Source organism: Legionella sp. MW5194, from assembly GCF_016864235.1.
In the GTDB taxonomy this organism is placed as follows: Bacteria; Pseudomonadota; Gammaproteobacteria; order Legionellales; family Legionellaceae; genus Legionella_C.
The window spans coordinates 2,437,236-2,455,526 of the sequence record NZ_CP045732.1 but is presented as its reverse complement, the minus strand read 5'-3'; the positions used below and the strand labels follow the sequence as shown (position 1 = coordinate 2,455,526).

Here is an 18,291-nt window from a genome sequence, read left to right as displayed (position 1 = left end):
AAATTAGCTCAAAATAATCCGAAGTGTATGATTAAAGAACTTTACAGTAAAGAAAAATTTCTTTACACAAGAATAACACTTCAACAAACAAGGTTACAGGGAAAAACAACGGTTGTCATGCTTAAAGCGCCGTTTCAACCTCTTCTTCGCTCGGGAGTTCATCATGAGAAAAAACAGCCTCTGTGTCTCTTGCCGCGCCAGTGACTAATTCTTTCTCCAGGTGTTTAAACTGCCACAAATCCTGATCCATCAGTTGGCTGGGCTTGATGCTTTGCAAGGCGTGCAGAATATTACTGGGTACTTTGGGATTTTCTTCAGCCAGCTCATCAATCAGCCTGCCTACCCGCTTGCGCATTAAATTTTCCTGAGAACCGCACAGGTTGCAGGGGATAATGGGGTAAGCCTGCTCTTTGGCAAAGGTGATGATGTCGCGTTCCTGCACATAACAAAGGGGGCGGATAACAATGTGCTTTTTATTGTCGCTTAACAATTTGGGCGGCATGGAGCGTGTATCGCCATTGTAAAGAATGGACATCAGCAACGTGCGGATTAAATCATCACGATGATGGCCGAGCGCAATTTTGGTGTAACCCTGCTCTTCCGCGTAACGGTAAATAATTCCTCGTCTTAAACGCGAACACAGTGAACAATAGGTTTTCCCTTCAGGTATTTTTTCCTTGACGATGCTGTACGTGTCGCGGGTAAGGATTTCGTGCGGAATGTTCCTGTCAGCAAGCCATTGGCGCAGGCGGCTGTCATCCCAGCCAGGCTGGGCCTGATCAAGGGTAAAAGCAAAGACATCAAATTTATTGTTTGAGCGTTTGCGCAGGGTATGCAGCAGGGTCAGCAGCGTGAAGGAATCCTTACCGCCTGACAGGCAGACCATCACGCGATCACCGCGTTGGATCATATTAAAATCAGCAATAGCCTTGCCTGTGTAATGCAATAATTTTTTTTCAACTTGAGACGGAGTGGAGGACATCATTTAACAACCTAATCATAAACTAATGGTGGGTATCTGGAACCGTTTGTGACGGTGGGAAGCCGGCAACACGGGGAGTGGAGAGCCAGGAATTGATTTCCTCCAGATCATTTACATTCAGCGTGCCAGCCAGGTACTTAAGCTGCAGCATGGCATTAATCAGATTGTATTGATCCCGGGCTAATTGCTCCTGAGCCTCAAACAGGCGTTGTTGAGCGTTAACAACGTCCACCATGGTTCGTGTTCCTACCTGGAATTGGGCTTCGGTGCTTTCCAGCGAATTTTGTTGAGAGATCACAGTCTGGCGGTCAGCCTTCACTTTGCTGATGCCATCGACGATGGTGTTAAAAGCAATGCGGCTGTTGACCACCACGTCACGGTAAGTCTGCTCCAGTTGCTCACTCGAGGTTTGATAATCGTATTGAGCCTGACGGGTTTGCGATTGAACAAGACCACCTTGAAAAACTGGAAAATTCAGTGCCAGGGCGACATTGGCTGTCGTTTGGCGTTGCGGCACAAAGAAAGACGTTGAACCGCCGCTGTTATGGGTTTGAAGGGCATTGCTCTGAATTGCGAGCGTAGGCCAGGCGCCTGCTGCATTGGCCCGAATGTTTTCATGGGCAGCCTGTAGGCCGAATTTGGCAGAAAAGAGCCGGTAATTCTGTTTGAGGCCGGTATCCACCCATTCATCCACATTGTCCGGTTCCGGTCTTATTAATGGAATACGGCTGTCACGCAGAGGGGCTAAAAATTCGTACACGTGGTTGGTTAATTTTCGTAGATTCTCGTTCTGATTGATCTGATTGTTGCGTGCGGAAATGACTTCGGCGACGGATTGGTCGTAAGCGGCTTTCGCTTCATAGACGGAGGTAATGGCATCGAGACCGACTTTAAACCGTTGCTCCGCCTGCTCAAGCTGGCGTTTGTTGGCGCGTTTTTTGGCTTCAGCAAAATTCAGCGTGTCCTTGGCAAACAGAACATCAAAATAGGCTTTGGCCGTACGTACAATCAGGTCTTGAGCTGCATCATTAAACGTGGCCTGCGCTGCTTTAACAGACGCTTTGGCCTGCTGCACACGCGACCAGGCCTGATAATTGAATACCGCCTGGGAGGCGGTTACCGTCCATTGATTGCTGTTAAAGGTTTCCTGAATGCGGGTCACGGTCGTCACATCCTGAACGTTTCGGCCCGTTGTGCCGCCAACGGTCACCTGAGGATACAGCGCGGCGCGTGCCTGCGGAATGGCCTCGCTGCTGGACATGTAAGTACTGTATGCTTCTTTAAAGGTTGGATCATTCTCCAGAGCCTGCTGGTAGATATCCATCAAATCCGTGGCGTAAACGGTTTGAGTGATACCGGTAACCAACGTCAAGCATAAAAGTAATTTTTTCTTCATGCGTTCAGCGTCCTAGAAAACAAATTCTTTGGGTTTTAATTTGTCAATTAATGGCGGAAGATTGGTTTCAAACAATAATCGATCCGACCAGTTGCCCTGATGATCCAGCGTGTACAGACGGCCCTGCATGACCGGAGCCCGGCCAACAATGGCAAAGAGTTTGCCGCCCGGTAACACCTGGAGGCGATGTGTTTCGGTCACCGCGTCAACTGCACCGGTCAGCAGGACAACATCATACGGGGCTTTATCCAACCAGCCGCGGCTGCCATCGCCGGTGATGAGCTCAACATTATGGCAATGGTACTTTTCAAGTTTTGCGCGGGCGTCGTTAGTCAAATCGGCATAATAATCCACACTAATGACCTTTTGGCAAAGGCGGCTTAGCAGGGCTGTGAGGTATCCGGAACCCGTTCCCACTTCCAGGACGGTTTCGTGGCCATCGAGGGCTAATGCCTGCAGCAGAGTACCCTCTTCCAGCGGGGTCATCATTTTTTGCCCGTGAGCCAGCGGTATCTGCATATCGGAATAGGCGAATTCTTTCATGGCTGGCGGCACGAACTCGTGTCGCGAAAACATGTCAAAAAGATCGAGAATGGCTTCTTCAAGGACGTCGCCTGTACGAAGCTGCTGTTTGACCATATTAATTCGTGCGTTTTGGCTGCTCATCAGTACTTACCATTACCTTAGCTGTTTAGGTTAAAGCGTTGCAGACATTTTAGCAAGAATTGCGGCAAGGTGCGATGGTTCAAGTGTCTATTTGAATTATTAAGTAGTTTTTGACATTAAACTGGCATTTGCCTGCCGTTATACTATTGAAATAAAAATGAAACGGCAAAATGACCGAATGAAGGACTCTTCATTTTAATAGACCGCAGAGTACGGCCCGATTGGACAAGACGGCTAAACAGCCTGAGCCAGAGGGTTTAAGCTCAGCGCCTTCAGTAGTATGCGTGTTGTTTGTGAACAAATTCCGCTTGATTTCATGGTGAGTTTGTCTAAAATTTGCTATCATTTCTCAATTTTTTAAACTTGGGAGAGTGTTGTGCTTGAACAATTTACTGAATACCTGCAATCCGAGCTTGATACGCTTAAAAAAGAAGGTTTGTACAAATCAGAACGTGTGATCAGCAGTCAGCAGCAGGCAGCCGTTGAAGTACAAGACAGAGAAGTCATTAACTTATGTGCCAACAATTACCTGGGGTTGGCCAATCATCCGCATTTGATAGCCGAAGGTCAAAAGGCCTTGGAAAAATACGGCTATGGCATGGCCTCCGTGCGTTTTATCTGCGGCACCCAAACCCCGCATAAACAACTTGAGCATGCCATCAGCCGGTTCCTTGGCAAGGAAGACACTATTCTTTACTCGTCCTGTTTTGATGCCAATACCGGGTTGTTTGAAACCCTGCTTGGCCCGGAAGATGCCATTATCAGCGACGCATTGAATCATGCCAGCATCATTGATGGCATTCGTTTATGCAAGGCCGCCCGTTACCGCTATGAAAACAACGATATGCGTGATCTGGAAGCCAAACTGATTGAGGCCCAAAACGCACGTTTCCGTCTGATTGCGACCGACGGGGTCTTTTCAATGGATGGCATTATTGCGAATCTGCAGGCCATCTGTGAATTGGCGGATCGTTACGATGCCATGGTGATGGTCGACGATTCCCATGCCGTCGGTTTCATGGGCGAGACTGGACGCGGCACGCCGGAGTATTGCGGCGTGGCTGACCGCATTGACATTGTCACCGGTACGCTCGGAAAAGCCTTGGGCGGCGCGTCCGGCGGCTACACCAGCGCGAATGCCGTCATTGTCGACTGGCTGCGTCAGCGTTCACGACCCTACCTGTTTTCCAATACCCTGGCGCCAGTCATTGCCGACACGTCCATCAAGGTGCTGGAACTGCTTTCGGCCAATCAGGATTTGGCCAACAAGCTAAAACGCAACGCCCGTTATTTCCGCGACGGAATGAGTCAGCTTGGTTTTACCCTGGTACCCGGCGAACACCCCATTATCCCGGTCATGCTGGGCGATGCTGCCCTGGCGGGTGAGATGGCTGCGCGCCTGCTTAAGGAAGGCATTTATGTCGTCGGCTTTTCCTACCCGGTCGTGCCGAAAGGCAAAGCAAGAATCCGCACCCAAATGTCCGCAGCCCATGACATCGCGCATCTGGATAAAGCCATCGAAGCCTTTGGAAAAGTGGGTAAGGAATTAGGGGTTATTTAATCAGTTTGTGTTGTTAACGCATTAGGTGAAGTCGATGAAATCATTAGTGAAGGCAAAAAGAGAACCCGGTATCTGGATGGAAGATGTACCTGTGCCGGAGTATGGCGTCAATGACGTGTTAATCAAAATTGAAAAAACAGCCATTTGCGGTACCGATATTCATATTTATTCCTGGGATGAATGGGCACAGGCCACTATCCCTGTCCCCATGACGGTAGGCCATGAATTTTATGGGGTAATCGCTGAAGTTGGTTCAGAAGTCAAAGGCTTGAAGGTGGGACAGCGTGTCTCCGGTGAAGGCCACATTACCTGCGGCATGTGCCGTAATTGCCGTGCGGGCAAGCGTCACCTTTGCCGCAATACCCTGGGCGTCGGTGTCAATCGCCCCGGGTGTTTTGCCGAATACCTTTCCCTGCCTGCCAGCAACGTGCTGGTTCTGCCGGATAATATCACGGGCGATCAGGCGGCCATCCTCGACCCGTTCGGCAATGCCACCCATTGCGCTCTGGCGTTTGACATGGTTGGCGAAGATGTATTGATCACCGGCGCGGGTCCTATTGGTATTATGGCGGTCGCCATCGCTCGCCACATTGGGGCGCGTCACGTGGTGATTACCGACGTGAATGATCATCGTCTGGAATTGGCTCGCAAAATGGGGGCCACGCGAGCTGTCAATGTGAAATACCAGAACATCAAGGATGTAATGGAGGAGCTTGGCATGACCGAAGGGTTTGATGTCGGCCTTGAAATGTCAGGCAATCCCATGGCTTTAAATGACATGGTTCGCGCCATGAACCATGGCGGGCATGTGGCGATCCTGGGTATACCGCCGCAGGAAACACCCATTGACTGGAATCAGGTGATTTTTAAAGGTCTGGTGATGAAGGGTATTTATGGTCGTGAAATGTTTGAAACCTGGTACAAAATGATTGCCATGCTGCAAAGCGGTTTGAACATTGCACCGGTGATTACCCATCACTTCCATGTGGACCAATACCAGGATGCATTCCAGATTATGGCGTCAGGCCAATCGGGCAAAGTCATCCTGGACTGGAATTAAGCCATTCACCGGTGTATGGCTTGAGTAATTAGGGTTTTTGGTTTAACGTGCGGGCCAGCGTTTGATAATAAGCGGGGAATGAATGTCGGATTATATTTATACAATGAATCGGGTCACCAAAGTCGTTGATAACCAGCGGGTTATTCTCAAGGACATTTCCTTGAGTTTTTTCCCAGGTGCCAAGATTGGTGTCCTTGGATTAAACGGCTCTGGTAAATCCACCTTGTTGCGCATCATGGCCGGGGTCGATACCCAGTTTAATGGTGAAGCACGGCCAAAACCCGGCACTAAAATTGGTTACCTGGCCCAGGAACCAGAACTTGATTTAACCAAAACCGTGCGTGAAATCGTGGAAGAGGGTGTGGGCGAGATCAAGGAAAAATTGCGTCAGTTTGATGAAATCAGCATGCGTTTTGCCGAACCCATGAGCGATGACGAAATGAATGATCTGCTGGCTAAGCAGGGCGACTTGCAGAATTACATTGAAACGCACGGTGGCTGGGATTTAGACCGACGTCTTGATGTGGCTGCCGACGCGTTACGTCTGCCGGACTGGAGTGCAGTCATCGATAAACTGTCCGGAGGGGAGCGGCGCCGCGTGGCCCTTTGCCGATTGTTGTTATCCAATCCCGACATGCTGCTTCTCGATGAGCCGACCAACCACCTTGACGCAGAAAGCGTGGCCTGGCTTGAGCGTTACCTTGAAGAATTTCCTGGCACTGTCGTGGCCATCACCCACGATCGCTATTTCCTCGATAATGCGGCGGAATGGATTCTTGAGCTGGATAGAGGGGAAGGTATTCCTTACAAAGGCAATTACACCGCCTGGCTTGAGCAGAAAGAAGCCCGTCTGGCCATGGAAGAAAAACAGCAGGCAGCTCATGAGCGCGCCATCAAAGCCGAACTGAAATGGGTTCGTACCTCACCCAAAGGCCGCCATGCCAAAAACAAAGCGCGACTGGCCCGATTTGAGGAAATGAATTCCAAGGAATTTCAGAAGCGTAACGAAACCAACGAGTTGTATATTCCCCCGGGGGAACGCTTGGGCGAACTGGTTATCGAAGCGAGCCACGTTCGTAAAGCCTTTGGCGATCGGTTGTTGATTGACGATTTGAATTTCAAACTGCCCAAAGGCGGTATTTTAGGTATCATCGGTCCCAATGGCGCCGGTAAATCCACCTTTTTAAAAATGCTCACCGGCAGAGAAAGCCCCGACAGCGGTGAAATCATCGTAGGTGAAACGGTGAATCTTGCTTACGTCGATCAGATGCGTGATCACCTGGATGACAACAAGACAGTCTGGGAAGAGATCTCCAATGGTCACGACATCATGCAGATTGGCAGTTTCCAGATGCCGTCACGAGCCTACGTGGGGCGCTTTAATTTCAAAGGCGCCGATCAGCAGAAAAAAATGTTCCAGCTTTCCGGAGGGGAACGAAATCGGGTGCATTTGGCTAAATTGCTCAAGAGCGGCGGCAATGTGCTCCTGCTTGACGAGCCCAGTAACGATTTGGATGTGGAAACCCTGCGTTCGCTGGAAGAAGCCATTTTAAATTTCCCGGGATGTGCGATTGTCGTGTCTCACGATCGCTGGTTCCTGGACAGGATCTGCACTCACCTGATGGCATTCGAAGGGGATTCCCAGGTTGTCTTTTTTGAAGGCAATTACAGTGACTACGAAGCGGATAGAAAGCGTCGCCTGGGTGATGAGGCTGCCAGACCCACCCGTATCAAGTACCGTCGTTTAAGTGCCTGACAGTGAAATAATAAAAATTAGTCTAACCGGGCCTGAAAAGCAGGCCCGATTCCAAGCGGGAGTCGTTTACCATGAATAAGTTGTTTTGGGCAGGCTTGTCTGTTGCCTCTGTGGCACTCACCGGGTGCGTGGAAATGGATGAGTCCACTTTGATCACCGATGATAATGGCTATGTGCATCGCACCATTCATTATTTAAGGGATAAGCGCGGCCGTGATTATTTTCCTTTAAAAGCGCCGGCTACCGGCAAAAAACAATTTATTTTTGACCCAAAAGCGTATGCCTGGGCTGCTTATGATGAAGAGGGCAACCGGGTGATGACAGGAGCCGCTTCGGGTGGTCAGGATTTCTGTGAAGATGTGGGTGAGCCTTGCCGTACGGTGACAGGAACTTTCCGGGTTTACAATAAGCGCGGTCTTGAATGCCGTTCCGGTGAATACCCGGTGGATACCAAAGGTGGGGCAAAAATGCCTTATTGCATGTACTTCTATCAGGGTTACACTGTGCATGCGGCTTATGAAGTCCCCTATGGCAACTCCAGCCATGGTTGCGTTCGTGTATTTCCCAGTGCAGCCAAATGGTTGAATGAGCAATTTATGACCATCGGCACACAGGTTACTATTCTACCGTATGCCGATGAAGATGAGAAAAAAGTAAATTAAGCCTGAATTTTCAGTCTTAAATCCAGCACGTCAGCGTGGATACGGACCCGTCCGGTCGTAAAGGGGATGGGTTGGTTATTCACGTTGACCGTATTATTGAACAGGGTTTTGGAAAAGACCCGGGCATACAACAATTCCACCGTTGCATTTTTACCAATTCGGTAATCGGCGGCTAATCCGCCAAAATAAATGGTATCTGAGGGAAAATTAATGGTCCGCAGGCGATCCTGTTCGGGCCCGTTATCCTGAATGGCAATGAACGTTAAACCCAGTTTTTCAGACATCTGACGACGCAGTGCACCGGCAAAAGCCCAGGAGGGATCGTATTTCATGACAAAGGTGAAATCAGGGCCTATCGGCGGCGGGGCGGCGGTATTGCGTATTTTCGCAAACTGATTCGCATTCCATTCCGTACGAAAAGCCTGCAAACTCACCAGCCATTTGGGATTGAAAATGTGCACGTAATTAATAATGGTCGTCGCCGGCATGCGGAAATTAAATTGCAGGTTGGGATTAACCATGCCATTCAGCAAACTCTCGCCTTTGGTTTTTTGTTTAATCGATGCGTAATAGGCAAGACCAAAGAAATTGGTCTGGTTAATCATGTAATACAGGCCAGTGTTATAACCGACCCCAAAACCGGCGGTACGGTTAATCAGGGTGCTGGATTGGGTGGGGCTAATGGGCAGTGCCCAGTTGGTTTCATTGTTTTTCAGGAAATTGAAGTTCAAGCCCCCGCCTGCATACAGTTTGGGGGTAATGCTGTAAGAAAAACGGGGACTGACATCAACATCGGTCATCAGTGTTTCAGTGGAGGCATAGCGGGTAAAGTCGCGGGCGCCCCAAACCAGATTGGAATGGAAGGGTTCGGTGATATCCACCGCAAAAACCATTTTACTGTCGACACGCTTGGCAATACGGCCATAGGGGAGAAGACTGACCCGTTTGGAGTCACTGCTGCCACTGCCATATTGAAAAGTATTAAAATTTAACACGCTTCCTGAAAAGCGGGCATCGATATAAAAGCCGCTGCCGCCTATAATCACCTCATTTTTTTTGACTTTGAACAATTCCGCAGGATTGCTGTAGCTGATGCCGGCAAAATATTGCAACACGTTGGCATGAGCACTGAAACTGGCTAAACAACAAACAGTAATGATTGGATAGCGCATAATGATCTCATAAAAAGGGAAGCGCATTCATCCGGAATGCGCCTCGAGATTACCTTTATTGATTAGGGCTTGGATTAGTGGTTTGAGCAGGCTGAGGCGCCGGGGTGGCGGCATCCGTGGCCGTGTTGGTTGGTGCATTGGTCATCGGCTGGCGCGGCATGGCAATCATCTGCATAATGCCAAGGTCGCCGGTGATTTTACGGCCTACGATGAGACTCAAGGTCAGCGGTTGATTAAGCTTCTCTTTCTCATTTTGATAAACGACCTGTAAAGGCAGTGTCACCTTCCATTGATTGTCTTTAATCGCAGTCACTGTGGGGGTTCCATCCACCATGCTGCTGACGGTCAGTTTTTCTGTTTTGATGGCATTGAGGTTGCCGGATTTTTGCAGGGCATCATTGAAACTTTGCCATCCCTGGTCAGTGAAACAGTTTTTGAGTGCTGACAATTGCGTGTCAATGGTATTGAAATCAAAATCAAACGCCTGTTCCGCCGCGTTTTCAGCCCATTTGGATACCAGCGCTTCTTCAATGGTGGTTGTCGTCGCTGGAATTTTATAATTGCAGTCCAGATTGGTTGGCGCTACAGCGGCCGACGGTTGAGTCACTGTCACAGGCTGCGTTGTTGTGTTTTGATTGTTGGGCTGGGCCGCTGGCTGAGTCGTGGATTGGGGATAACCCGAGGTGGTCGGTTGCGTAGCACCTGGGGTTGTGGGTTGTGGCGTGCCTGATGTGGTTGGTTGCGTGGCCTGAGTCGGCAGGGGCTGTTGGGTTCCCGAGGTGGTGGGCTGGGTAGCGCCCGGAGTAGTCGGTTGCGGGACGCCGGAGCTTGTGGGTTGCGTGATGTTAGTATTGGGTTGAGTTGTCCCTTCAGTGGGTGTACTGGAGCCCTGGACCGGCGTCGTCGTGGTGACGGCAGCGGGATCGGCCGCATTCACGTAATCCGAGGCGCCTAAAATAGTCAGTAATCCTGCACACAGCATGGATTTTTTCATTCGTAACACTCCTTGCATTAATTAAATTCGAGAAGCTGAGCCGCAAGTGCTGCGGCCAATCGGGCCGTTTTTTGTCCCTGATCAAGCGGGGGCGATAATTCGGCTATGTCGATACTTACCACTTTGCCAGTTTGCGTAATGTATTTCAACAGGGGTAAAACTTGCCATGGGGTTAAACCCAGGGCCTGAGGCGCACTGACCCCGGGAGCAAAACTTTCGGCAAACACATCAAGACAAACGGTCAAATAAATCGCTTCATGATTCAGCATAAAGTCATCCAGAAAAGCCGTTTGCCAGGCGAAACTGTTTTGATTCATCTGTGCCGCCGTCAGATAGGAAACTTTATACTTATTGGCCAGGCTAAACAAGCTTTCCGTATTCGAGGAGGATTGAATGCCGAGACAGCAATAATCAAATGAACGTTGTTTTTGCTGACAAAATTCTGCTATTTGCTGAAAGGGCGTGCCGGACGTGCTGCCCTGGTGGGGAAAGCGCAAATCAAAATGGGCGTCGAAATTAATGATGCCCAGCCGGGGGTAGCGCTGGCTCAAGCCAAGGTAATGTCCCCAGGCTATTTCATGGCCGCCCCCGAAAACCAAGGTTTTAAAACCCCGTTGATGGCAATGATCAAGCACAGTCGCCAATTCTTCCTGGCCCTGTTCCAGTGCGTCATTGGGGACAATGTCGCCGATGTCGATGAGTGAGGCGGAAAAGTGACAGGCCAGTTTAGCCAGTTCCTGACGAAGTGCTTGAGGACCGGTGGCTGCTCCCGTGCGTCCAAGGTTCCTGCGAATGCCTTCGTCACTGGCAAAACCGGTAATTACCGTACCGGACCCCTGGTCGGAAAGCGGTTGCGACTGAATGTCAATGCAGGTCACGTGCTGAAAAAAGCGTTCGTTGGGTAAACTGTCCTCACGTCCCCGCCAGAGGGATGGATTGGGGGGTAGATAATGGGAAATGCCGGCTAACATCCGTTCTCCTTAAACGCCGTGTTTCCCCCATCATAACGGGTCTGTTTTTTTTTTTAAATTGCCGCTTTAAAAGACGAGGGAATTCGTGCTTAGCCACACCAGGTCTGGTATCATCTGCAATTTACTTACCTCTGGAGAGGACCATGTTTGTCATAACAGGGGCCAGCAGCGGCATTGGTCGTGCCCTGGCCTGGGAATTGGCCAGTCGTGGCAAATCGGTTTTGGCGATAGGCCGGCGAGAGCAGCAGCTATCCGAAACGGCGCAGTTTTCCTCTCTGATTATCGGTTGTACGGCTGATGTGTCAACCCGTGAGGGCCGTGGCCGTATTGTCGCTGCTTTAAATCAGGTGCCGCTGATTGAGGGCCTTGTTCATAATGCCGGTATTATTGATCCCATCATGCCGATGTCGGTCATTGATGAAGCCGCGTGGGAGCAAACCATGGCGACTAACCTCAACGCGCCGCTTTTTCTAAGTCAGGCCTTGCTGCATAAACTTCAGGGCGGACGGGTTTTACACATTGGCTCAGGCGTGGCTTACTTTCCGGTGAGCGGCTGGGCAGCGTATTGTGTTTCCAAAGCCGGGCTTTCCATGTTAACGCGCTGCTGGCAGCTTGAATGTGAAAAAACGGCGTTTGCAAGTGTCATGCCCGGCATCATTGACACGGACATGCAGCGACTCATTCGCGAATCGCAATTCATGGAAAGCGACAAAGTCGCATTCTTTAAAAACCTGCACCAGCAGAATCGGCTGGTTTCTGTGGAAACAGCCGCTGCGTTTCTCGCCTGGCTGTTGCTTGAAGTCAATCCCCGCACGTATGCTTCACAGGAGTGGGATATCTACGATAAATCCCATCATCCGTCCTGGCTGTTTGCACCGCATCATGTGCCTGAGTGGGAATAACCAATGACCTGCGATACCCTGTTAATGAATGCTACAACGATTAACACCGCCGGCGAAGAGCAGGCGGCTCAGGCCATTGCCATTGCCGATGGGCGCATACGCTGGTGCGGTGCCGCAGACACCTTGCCTGCCCACTACCTTAAGGCAAGGCAGGTTGAGGATTGTCAGGGGCAACTGATCACGCCGGGTTTAATCGATTGCCATACTCATCTGGTTTACGCCGGAAATCGAGCGGATGAATTTAAAAAACGCCTGCAGGGCGCAACCTATGCCGACATTGCGGCAGCCGGCGGCGGCATTGTGTCAACGGTTAGGCAAACCCGCGCGGTCTCTGAAATGGAATTGCTTGAGCAATCCCTGCCGCGTCTTTTGGCCATGCAGCAGCAAGGAGTAACCACGGTGGAAATCAAGTCCGGTTATGGACTTGATTTGGACAATGAACTGAAAATGTTGCGGGTGGCACGCCGCCTTGGGCAATTGACCGGCGTGAGGGTAAAGACAACGTTTTTAGGCGCTCATGCCGTTCCTGTCGAATACAAAGGGAATGCTCAGGGGTACGTGGATTACCTCATCAATCGCGTATTGCCTGCGGCGGTGGAGTCGGGTCTGGTGGATGCCGTCGACGTGTTTTGTGAAACCATTGGCTTTACGCTGCAACAGACCGAGCAGATTTACTTAAAAGCTCAGCAATTGGCATTGCCCATTAAATGCCATGCCGAACAATTGTCCCGGCTTGGCGCCAGCCAACTGGCGGCCAACATGGGCGCGTTGTCCTGTGATCATCTCGAATACCTGGATAAGGACGGTGCGGTGGCTCTGGCGCGTCAGGGTACGGTGGCGGTTTTGCTGCCGGGAGCCTACTATTTTCTCGGCGAAAAAAAGGCCCCGCCAGTGGACCTTCTGCGGCAGGCTGGTGTAGGCCTGGCCGTGGCCACTGATTGCAACCCGGGCTCGTCGCCGACGACGTCGCTGCTGCTCATGTTAAGCATGGCCTGCCGGTTTTTTTCCCTGACGGTGCAGGAGGCGCTGGCCGGGGTGACGTATCAGGCGGCCCGAGCTCTCGGCCTGGCCGATGAGCTTGGCAGTATTCAAATCGGCTTGCAGGCAGATCTGGTGCAATGGTCCGTCAATGACAGCGCCGTTTTATGTTATCATTTTGGTTTTCCTGTACCGCAACGAACCATGATTGCGGGAACGTGGCTGACCGATTCAACAACGACACAGGAGCTTTAAGCATGAAAAAATTTATTCTTATTGCGTTGTTAGCCGCAGGCACGGCAGGCGCTGCTTCCCAACACCTGCATGGAGTAACATTGAAAGCAGTGACTATAAAAAATGAAAATGCCAAACAGGTCATTGATATCCAGTATCCTCAGGGGTTCGCCAATCCACAGATTAATCAGACCATTGAACATTTAATTCAATCCATCAGGCAATCCTTTGACAAAGCCGATCCGGATGCACAAAATCTGCCCGCGGATGTTCCCGGCAAAGATGGATTAACCATTACCTATAAAGTAATGTTTGACAACCAACAGGCTGTTAGCGTCCTGTTCAATGTTTCAGCCTATCGTCGTGGCGCGGCTCACCCCAACAATACCGCTCAAACCTTGAATTTCATTAACGGCAAGCCTGTGACAGTGGCTGAATTGTTTAAAGACAATACCAATGCCTTGCAAAAGATGGCTGATTTTTCTTATGAAGCGATTAAAAAGAAGGCCATCAATGACGACGAGCAGTGGCTAAGGGAGGGCACCAAAGCGACAGCAGAGAATTATAAAAACTGGTATTTCAGTTCAAAGGGTATTTCTATCGTGTTTGATCCCTATCAGGTAGCCGCCTATGTGTATGGACCACAAACAGTTACCATTCCTCGGGCGGTTATTCAAGATGCCCTGCGTTCGGATGTAATTAAAGCGGTGTGGGGTAATTAATGACAACAAATGGACCGTATATCCGTGCTGATGAAAAAATTGCTGAATTGACGTTACGCAGCGTCATTCTGGCCATCGTCCTAACGGTGCTTCTGGCGATGTCAAATGCCTATCTTGCATTAAAATTGGGTATTTTAACTTCGGCATCCATTCCTGCGGCCATTATTTCCATGGGCATTTTGCGCCTGTTTAAAAATGCCACTATCCTGGAAAACAATGCCGTGCAAACGGCCGCTTCGGCCGGCGAGGCGGTGGCTGGCGGCATTGTTTATACGATTCCGGCGTTGATTATTATCCAGTACTGGCAAGGGTTTGATTACCTGACTAATTTTTTTATCGCTGTCTGCGGCGGCATACTCGGTGTGCTGTTTTCAATTCCTCTTCGACGGGTATTGGTCAATGAGCCCGTCTTGCGATTTCCTGAAGGCCGTGCCATTGCGGAAGTCTTGAAATCATCCGCCGAGCGCTCAGGCATCAAAGACATCTTTATAGGCGGGGCCATTGGCGGCTTGCTGGAGCTCTTGCAAATCGGGTTCAAAATCATTGCCAGCAGTTGGAGTTTCTGGTTCGTCGCCAAGCGGTCGCTGTTTGGGTTCGGTGCCGGGTTTTCAGCGACAATGATTGGTGCCGGCTACCTGGTAGGCCATGAAATGGCCATTTGTATTTTCCTCGGCGCCATTATTTCCTGGCTGGTGGCTTTACCCATTGCCAGCCAGTTTTATCCGCAATTCGTGGCACATTACCCGGCGCAGAAGGCCGCTGTTATGTTGTGGAACAGCGAGATGCGTTACATGGGTATTGGCGCCATGCTGTTTGCAGGCACCTGGACTTTTCTTAAGTTAATTAAGCCCTTGGCGAAAAGCATGCGCATTTCTTTCCGTGCCTTCATGGCCAAAAGTCACGCGGAATCCCAATTGCCGCGAACGGATCGTGATATCCCCATGCCTTATATTTTAATCGGCATCCTCATTATGGCCGCTGTGCTGTTTTTGTTTTTCCAGTTTATTTTTCCTTTGGGAGAAGCGGGTCTTGACAGTGATTTTGCTCCGACACTGGTTTTTGCAGCGGTGATTTATGTCCTGGTCATCGGTTTTTTGTTTTCAGTGATTACCGGGTATTTTTCCGGCATGGTCGGTGTGACGGCGAGTCCCGGGAGTTCAGTGGTGATTGCGGGGATGCTTTTTGCAGCCTGGTTGCTGTTAACCATCGTCAACCATACACTGCCTTTGCCGCTCACTAATGGGCAAATTCGGGCGGCGGAAGCCATTACCATCATTATTGGTTCGGTGGTGACAGGGATTGCAGCCATCGCCAATGACAATACGCAGGATTTAAAAGTCGGCCAACTGGTTGGTGCGACGCCCTGGCGGCAACAGGTGATGTTATTATTGGGGGTGGTCATTTCGTCATTGGTCATCCCGCCGGTGATGCAAATCCTTTTTGACGTGTACGGCATTGCCGGGGTGATGCCTCATGAAGGCATGGATCCCAGTCAATCCTTGCCAGCACCTACTGCTGCACTGATGGCCGCGATTACCGAGGCGGTGTTTCGTAACACGCTGCCATGGACGATGATGTTTGTCGGTGCCGCCATTATCCTGTTCCTCATCGTCATTAACCGGGTGTTACGTCTGGAACGGTTTATCCGCATTTCCATTCTGGGCGTGGCGATTGGTATGTATTTACCCATTGCTTCGTCGTTTCCCCTGTTTTTGGGCGGAATGATCGCACTTTTTGTACGCTGGCAATTAACCAGAAAGGCCTTTGTCGGCGAAGAGCGAAGTCAGCGTAAACAAACGGGCGTTCTGATTGCCTGCGGGTTGGTGGCCGGTTCTGCTTTAGTCGATGTGCTTTTAGCCGTTCCATTCTCCATACTCCATACGCCCGATGCTCTAAGTGTTGTCAGTGACGGTTGGCAAAGCTATGGCGTGCTGCTTGGGATGGTGTCAAGCTTGCTGTTGGCCTGGTGGATACAGCATCGGGTTGTCAGCAAAAACCATGATGCAAAAGCAGAATAAGGGATTTGATCATATACTGATAGTAATTTGGTAAGGACAGCCAGGATAATGACATGGCCAACCGCGGCGAATGGGTTAAACACAATCTTTTGTTAATCATTGGTCTGGTGTTGCCAGTCTTGCTGATGCTGGTCTTTATGCTGTCAACCCTGATTCCAACGGTTATCAGCAATCCGCCCCGTTACGACATGGTTTTCGCCATTCAGGATTATTCCTCCAGTGTTGCCGCACCCGTCAATGTGAACCTGGTGGTTAAGCAGGGGGTTCTCACAGCACAATACACCAAAAACCCTAACGTCAATGCCTATGGCTGGAAAAAACTGTACCTGTATGAGGCAAAAACTCAGAAAGTACGCGAACTGCCATTCGCTTTCCCCAGTGACTCAGGAACCATGCAGGGCATGGTGGAACAACCCGTTGAAGCAACAAGGGGAATGAAACTGGATACGACTCTGGAATCACCCGACGGTTATCAATTGTCTTATCGCGGCTATTCCAATTCAGGCGGGTTATTTGGGCAGCTACTATGGGGAGGCAGTTACAATAACCAGGCCTGTCTTCGTAAAGGCAGCCAGTGCATTAAACTCATGGGCAATGATAACCGCGGGTATTATTACCCCGGCTATGTGCAGTTTATTGGGTGGGTCATACCATGAACCGTGACGAGGCCTTGGTTGAAATTGTAACGATGGCCAAACGCCATCACTTAACGCCAGATGAGATAGCCGCGGCCTTTAACGCGCCGCCCACTCAACAAAGGGAAGAAGCATCCAGCCAACTGCTTAAAAACATGCTCGGTTATTTAGGCGGGATTTTAATCTTTGCCGGGATTTGCATTTTTATCGCCATGAAATGGACGGACATCTCTGTCCCAAGCCGCATCATGCTGACCTTAGGGGTTGGTTTTTGCCTGTTTATCATGGGCATTACCTGCACGCGTTACGCCCATTATGAACGAGCGTCTACCCCCCTGTTTTTAATTGCCGCTTTACTTCAACCCATCGGGATGGCCGTTTTTTTAAGCGAATACGCCAGGGTGGATAACCCATCCAAAGGGGTGTTGATTATCAGCCTGATTTTCATGCTGCAACAGGGGTTGGTTTTTTTAGCCACGAGAAAAACCGTGCTGTTATTCACTATCGTGTTATTCGCCCTGAGTTTTTTCGTAGCTGCTTTTGACTTGCTGGACGTCCCTTACCGAACAGCCTGGGTGGTGCTCAGTGTTTCACTGCTTTGTGTTACCTGGGTTATTAATCACTCGCCGTATCAGGCCATTGCGTCCTTGCTGTTTTTTATTGCTTCACTGGCCTTTTTTACGGTGACGTTCGATATTGTTAGAAATCAGCCCTACGAAATTTTCTATTTGGGGCTAACCTGTGCCATGATTTTTCTGGCCATAGCCGCTAAAAACCGCACGCTGTTGGTCATTGCCACCCTGGTGACTTTATTGTACATCGGTTATTTTACCGGCAAGCATTTCCCCGACACGCTGGGTTGGCCAATCACTTTAATCCTTATTGGCGTAATCCTTATCCTCATCAGTTCGCTGGTGATTAAATTAAATCAGAGGTACATCGCCAGTGGAGACAGGTAATCCCTTTACCAGCCATCGAAGGGACGGTGTTTTTTAATCTCGTCCCCTTCGCCGCGATGATAATGCAAACGGGTCACCAGTTCGCCTGATTTTTTATCCCAGAACGGATGGTAATCCACTCCCGCCAGGCGTTTCCTGCCCTGATAAAAATTCAAGCCACCGCCACCGCGTTTGTAAAACTCAAGCGCAAAACGATAATTCCCTTTTCGCATGGAACTGTATGCGGCCAATGAAAAGGTTAAAAAGGCAGCCGGTGCATAAACGAGGGGTGATAGACCTTCTGTTTCTTCTTCTTGCTTGTCTTGCATAAGGGACTCGATTTAAAAGACGGTATTTTAAACAATTTGCCCGTTAAATTCACCATGAATGAATAAAATGCCTGCAAGTCCTCTTTGTTGACTTCACGCTGAAGGTAAAGCCTATAATTTAAAAATGGCGATTGTATAGTCCGTAACGGATGCGTTTGATTGTTTGTGCTGCGCCTTGCACTCATTGCCGCTTGTGGTACACGAGGCTACCCATGCATAACGCGGAGAAAGGATCCTTCTTCTGACCTTAGGCCCTGTGACGGGCAATTGCTGGCTGAATGCTTACGGGCGAAGAATTACTGCTGAACCCCACGC

At 50.0% G+C, this 18,291-nt stretch carries 17 protein-coding genes; 10 read left to right on the top strand and 7 right to left on the bottom strand.

What is annotated here, in order from left to right:
- Positions 1 to 121: 121 nt before the first annotated feature.
- The 3 genes from ttcA to GH742_RS11260 are packed head-to-tail and all read right to left on the bottom strand — an operon-like array spanning position 122 to position 3,044.
- Positions 122 to 982, bottom strand: a complete 861-nt coding sequence (gene ttcA, locus GH742_RS11270) for a tRNA 2-thiocytidine(32) synthetase TtcA (RefSeq protein WP_203456928.1) — start codon at positions 980 to 982, stop codon at positions 122 to 124.
- Between the two features lie 22 nt (positions 983 to 1,004).
- Positions 1,005 to 2,378: a TolC family outer membrane protein gene (locus tag GH742_RS11265; protein WP_203455048.1), complete on the bottom strand. Its 1,374-nt coding sequence runs from the start codon at positions 2,376 to 2,378 to the stop codon at positions 1,005 to 1,007.
- A gap of 12 nt (positions 2,379 to 2,390) precedes the next feature.
- Positions 2,391 to 3,044, bottom strand: a complete 654-nt coding sequence (locus GH742_RS11260) for a protein-L-isoaspartate O-methyltransferase (RefSeq protein WP_203455047.1) — start codon at positions 3,042 to 3,044, stop codon at positions 2,391 to 2,393.
- 376 nt (positions 3,045 to 3,420) lie between these two features.
- On the opposite strand from GH742_RS11260, the gene GH742_RS11255 reads away from it, so the two are divergent.
- From GH742_RS11255 to GH742_RS11240, 4 genes are all read left to right on the top strand, one after another.
- Complete coding sequence (locus GH742_RS11255) at positions 3,421 to 4,605, top strand: glycine C-acetyltransferase (RefSeq protein WP_203455046.1); 1,185 nt, start codon at positions 3,421 to 3,423, stop codon at positions 4,603 to 4,605.
- A 34-nt stretch (positions 4,606 to 4,639) separates the two neighbouring features.
- Positions 4,640 to 5,665: an L-threonine 3-dehydrogenase gene (gene tdh / locus GH742_RS11250; protein WP_203455045.1), complete on the top strand. Its 1,026-nt coding sequence runs from the start codon at positions 4,640 to 4,642 to the stop codon at positions 5,663 to 5,665.
- Positions 5,666 to 5,747: 82 nt separating this feature from the next.
- Positions 5,748 to 7,421 (top strand): energy-dependent translational throttle protein EttA, encoded by a 1,674-nt coding sequence (gene ettA / locus GH742_RS11245; RefSeq protein WP_203455044.1) that lies wholly within the window; start codon positions 5,748 to 5,750, stop codon positions 7,419 to 7,421.
- A gap of 71 nt (positions 7,422 to 7,492) precedes the next feature.
- Positions 7,493 to 8,083 carry a L,D-transpeptidase gene (locus GH742_RS11240; RefSeq protein WP_108290479.1) on the top strand — a complete coding sequence of 197 codons (591 nt, stop codon included), beginning with the start codon at positions 7,493 to 7,495 and terminating at the stop codon, positions 8,081 to 8,083.
- Here GH742_RS11240 and GH742_RS11235 read toward each other — a convergent pair.
- From GH742_RS11235 to hutG, 3 genes are read right to left on the bottom strand one after another with little or no spacing between them, the layout of a single operon-like run.
- On the bottom strand, positions 8,080 to 9,255 hold the full coding sequence (locus GH742_RS11235) for an OmpP1/FadL family transporter (protein ID WP_203455043.1): 1,176 nt from the start codon (positions 9,253 to 9,255) through the stop codon (positions 8,080 to 8,082). The genes GH742_RS11240 and GH742_RS11235 overlap by 4 nt on opposite strands.
- A 55-nt stretch (positions 9,256 to 9,310) precedes the next feature.
- Complete coding sequence (locus tag GH742_RS11230; protein ID WP_239005208.1) at positions 9,311 to 10,249, bottom strand: DotI/IcmL/TraM family protein; 939 nt, start codon at positions 10,247 to 10,249, stop codon at positions 9,311 to 9,313.
- A 17-nt stretch (positions 10,250 to 10,266) separates the two neighbouring features.
- Positions 10,267 to 11,220, bottom strand: coding sequence for a formimidoylglutamase (hutG, locus tag GH742_RS11225; protein WP_203455042.1), 954 nt, complete (start codon positions 11,218 to 11,220; stop codon positions 10,267 to 10,269).
- Positions 11,221 to 11,363: 143 nt separating this feature from the next.
- On the opposite strand from hutG, the gene GH742_RS11220 reads away from it, so the two are divergent.
- The 6 genes from GH742_RS11220 to GH742_RS11195 are packed head-to-tail and all read left to right on the top strand — an operon-like array spanning position 11,364 to position 17,668.
- Positions 11,364 to 12,122: an SDR family NAD(P)-dependent oxidoreductase gene (locus GH742_RS11220; protein WP_203455041.1), complete on the top strand. Its 759-nt coding sequence runs from the start codon at positions 11,364 to 11,366 to the stop codon at positions 12,120 to 12,122.
- 3 nt (positions 12,123 to 12,125) lie between these two features.
- On the top strand, positions 12,126 to 13,355 hold the full coding sequence (hutI, locus tag GH742_RS11215) for an imidazolonepropionase (protein WP_203455040.1): 1,230 nt from the start codon (positions 12,126 to 12,128) through the stop codon (positions 13,353 to 13,355).
- 2 nt (positions 13,356 to 13,357) lie between these two features.
- Positions 13,358 to 14,056, top strand: a complete 699-nt coding sequence (locus tag GH742_RS11210) for a DUF3298 and DUF4163 domain-containing protein (RefSeq protein WP_203455039.1) — start codon at positions 13,358 to 13,360, stop codon at positions 14,054 to 14,056.
- Positions 14,056 to 16,074 carry an OPT family oligopeptide transporter gene (locus GH742_RS11205; RefSeq protein ID WP_203455038.1) on the top strand — a complete coding sequence of 673 codons (2,019 nt, stop codon included), beginning with the start codon at positions 14,056 to 14,058 and terminating at the stop codon, positions 16,072 to 16,074. Before GH742_RS11210 ends, GH742_RS11205 begins: the two co-directional genes overlap by 1 nt.
- 53 nt (positions 16,075 to 16,127) lie before the next feature.
- Complete coding sequence (locus tag GH742_RS11200; protein WP_203455037.1) at positions 16,128 to 16,730, top strand: hypothetical protein; 603 nt, start codon at positions 16,128 to 16,130, stop codon at positions 16,728 to 16,730.
- On the top strand, positions 16,715 to 17,668 hold the full coding sequence (locus GH742_RS11195; RefSeq protein ID WP_239005207.1) for a hypothetical protein: 954 nt from the start codon (positions 16,715 to 16,717) through the stop codon (positions 17,666 to 17,668). Before GH742_RS11200 ends, GH742_RS11195 begins: the two co-directional genes overlap by 16 nt.
- Positions 17,669 to 17,673: 5 nt before the next feature.
- Here GH742_RS11195 and GH742_RS11190 read toward each other — a convergent pair whose 3' ends face one another.
- Positions 17,674 to 17,976 carry a hypothetical protein gene (locus GH742_RS11190; protein ID WP_203455036.1) on the bottom strand — a complete coding sequence of 101 codons (303 nt, stop codon included), beginning with the start codon at positions 17,974 to 17,976 and terminating at the stop codon, positions 17,674 to 17,676.
- Positions 17,977 to 18,291: the final 315 nt, after the last annotated feature.

Bases quoted from the DNA above. Each gene is read 5' to 3' on its own strand.
- GH742_RS11235 (WP_203455043.1), bottom strand. From the start codon at position 9,255: ATGCGCTATCCAATCATTACTGTTTGTTGTTTAGCCAGTTTCAGTGCT.
- GH742_RS11260 (WP_203455047.1), bottom strand. From the start codon at position 3,044: ATGAGCAGCCAAAACGCACGAATTAATATGGTCAAACAGCAGCTTCGT.
- tdh (WP_203455045.1), top strand. From the start codon at position 4,640: ATGAAATCATTAGTGAAGGCAAAAAGAGAACCCGGTATCTGGATGGAA.
- GH742_RS11220 (WP_203455041.1), top strand. From the start codon at position 11,364: ATGTTTGTCATAACAGGGGCCAGCAGCGGCATTGGTCGTGCCCTGGCC.
- GH742_RS11200 (WP_203455037.1), top strand. From the start codon at position 16,128: ATGGCCAACCGCGGCGAATGGGTTAAACACAATCTTTTGTTAATCATT.
- GH742_RS11230 (WP_239005208.1), bottom strand. From the start codon at position 10,249: ATGAAAAAATCCATGCTGTGTGCAGGATTACTGACTATTTTAGGCGCC.
- GH742_RS11190 (WP_203455036.1), bottom strand. From the start codon at position 17,976: ATGCAAGACAAGCAAGAAGAAGAAACAGAAGGTCTATCACCCCTCGTT.
- GH742_RS11210 (WP_203455039.1), top strand. From the start codon at position 13,358: ATGAAAAAATTTATTCTTATTGCGTTGTTAGCCGCAGGCACGGCAGGC.
- ettA (WP_203455044.1), top strand. From the start codon at position 5,748: ATGTCGGATTATATTTATACAATGAATCGGGTCACCAAAGTCGTTGAT.
- GH742_RS11205 (WP_203455038.1), top strand. From the start codon at position 14,056: ATGACAACAAATGGACCGTATATCCGTGCTGATGAAAAAATTGCTGAA.
- GH742_RS11265 (WP_203455048.1), bottom strand. From the start codon at position 2,378: ATGAAGAAAAAATTACTTTTATGCTTGACGTTGGTTACCGGTATCACT.
- ttcA (WP_203456928.1), bottom strand. From the start codon at position 982: ATGTCCTCCACTCCGTCTCAAGTTGAAAAAAAATTATTGCATTACACA.
- hutI (WP_203455040.1), top strand. From the start codon at position 12,126: ATGACCTGCGATACCCTGTTAATGAATGCTACAACGATTAACACCGCC.
- GH742_RS11240 (WP_108290479.1), top strand. From the start codon at position 7,493: ATGAATAAGTTGTTTTGGGCAGGCTTGTCTGTTGCCTCTGTGGCACTC.
- hutG (WP_203455042.1), bottom strand. From the start codon at position 11,220: ATGTTAGCCGGCATTTCCCATTATCTACCCCCCAATCCATCCCTCTGG.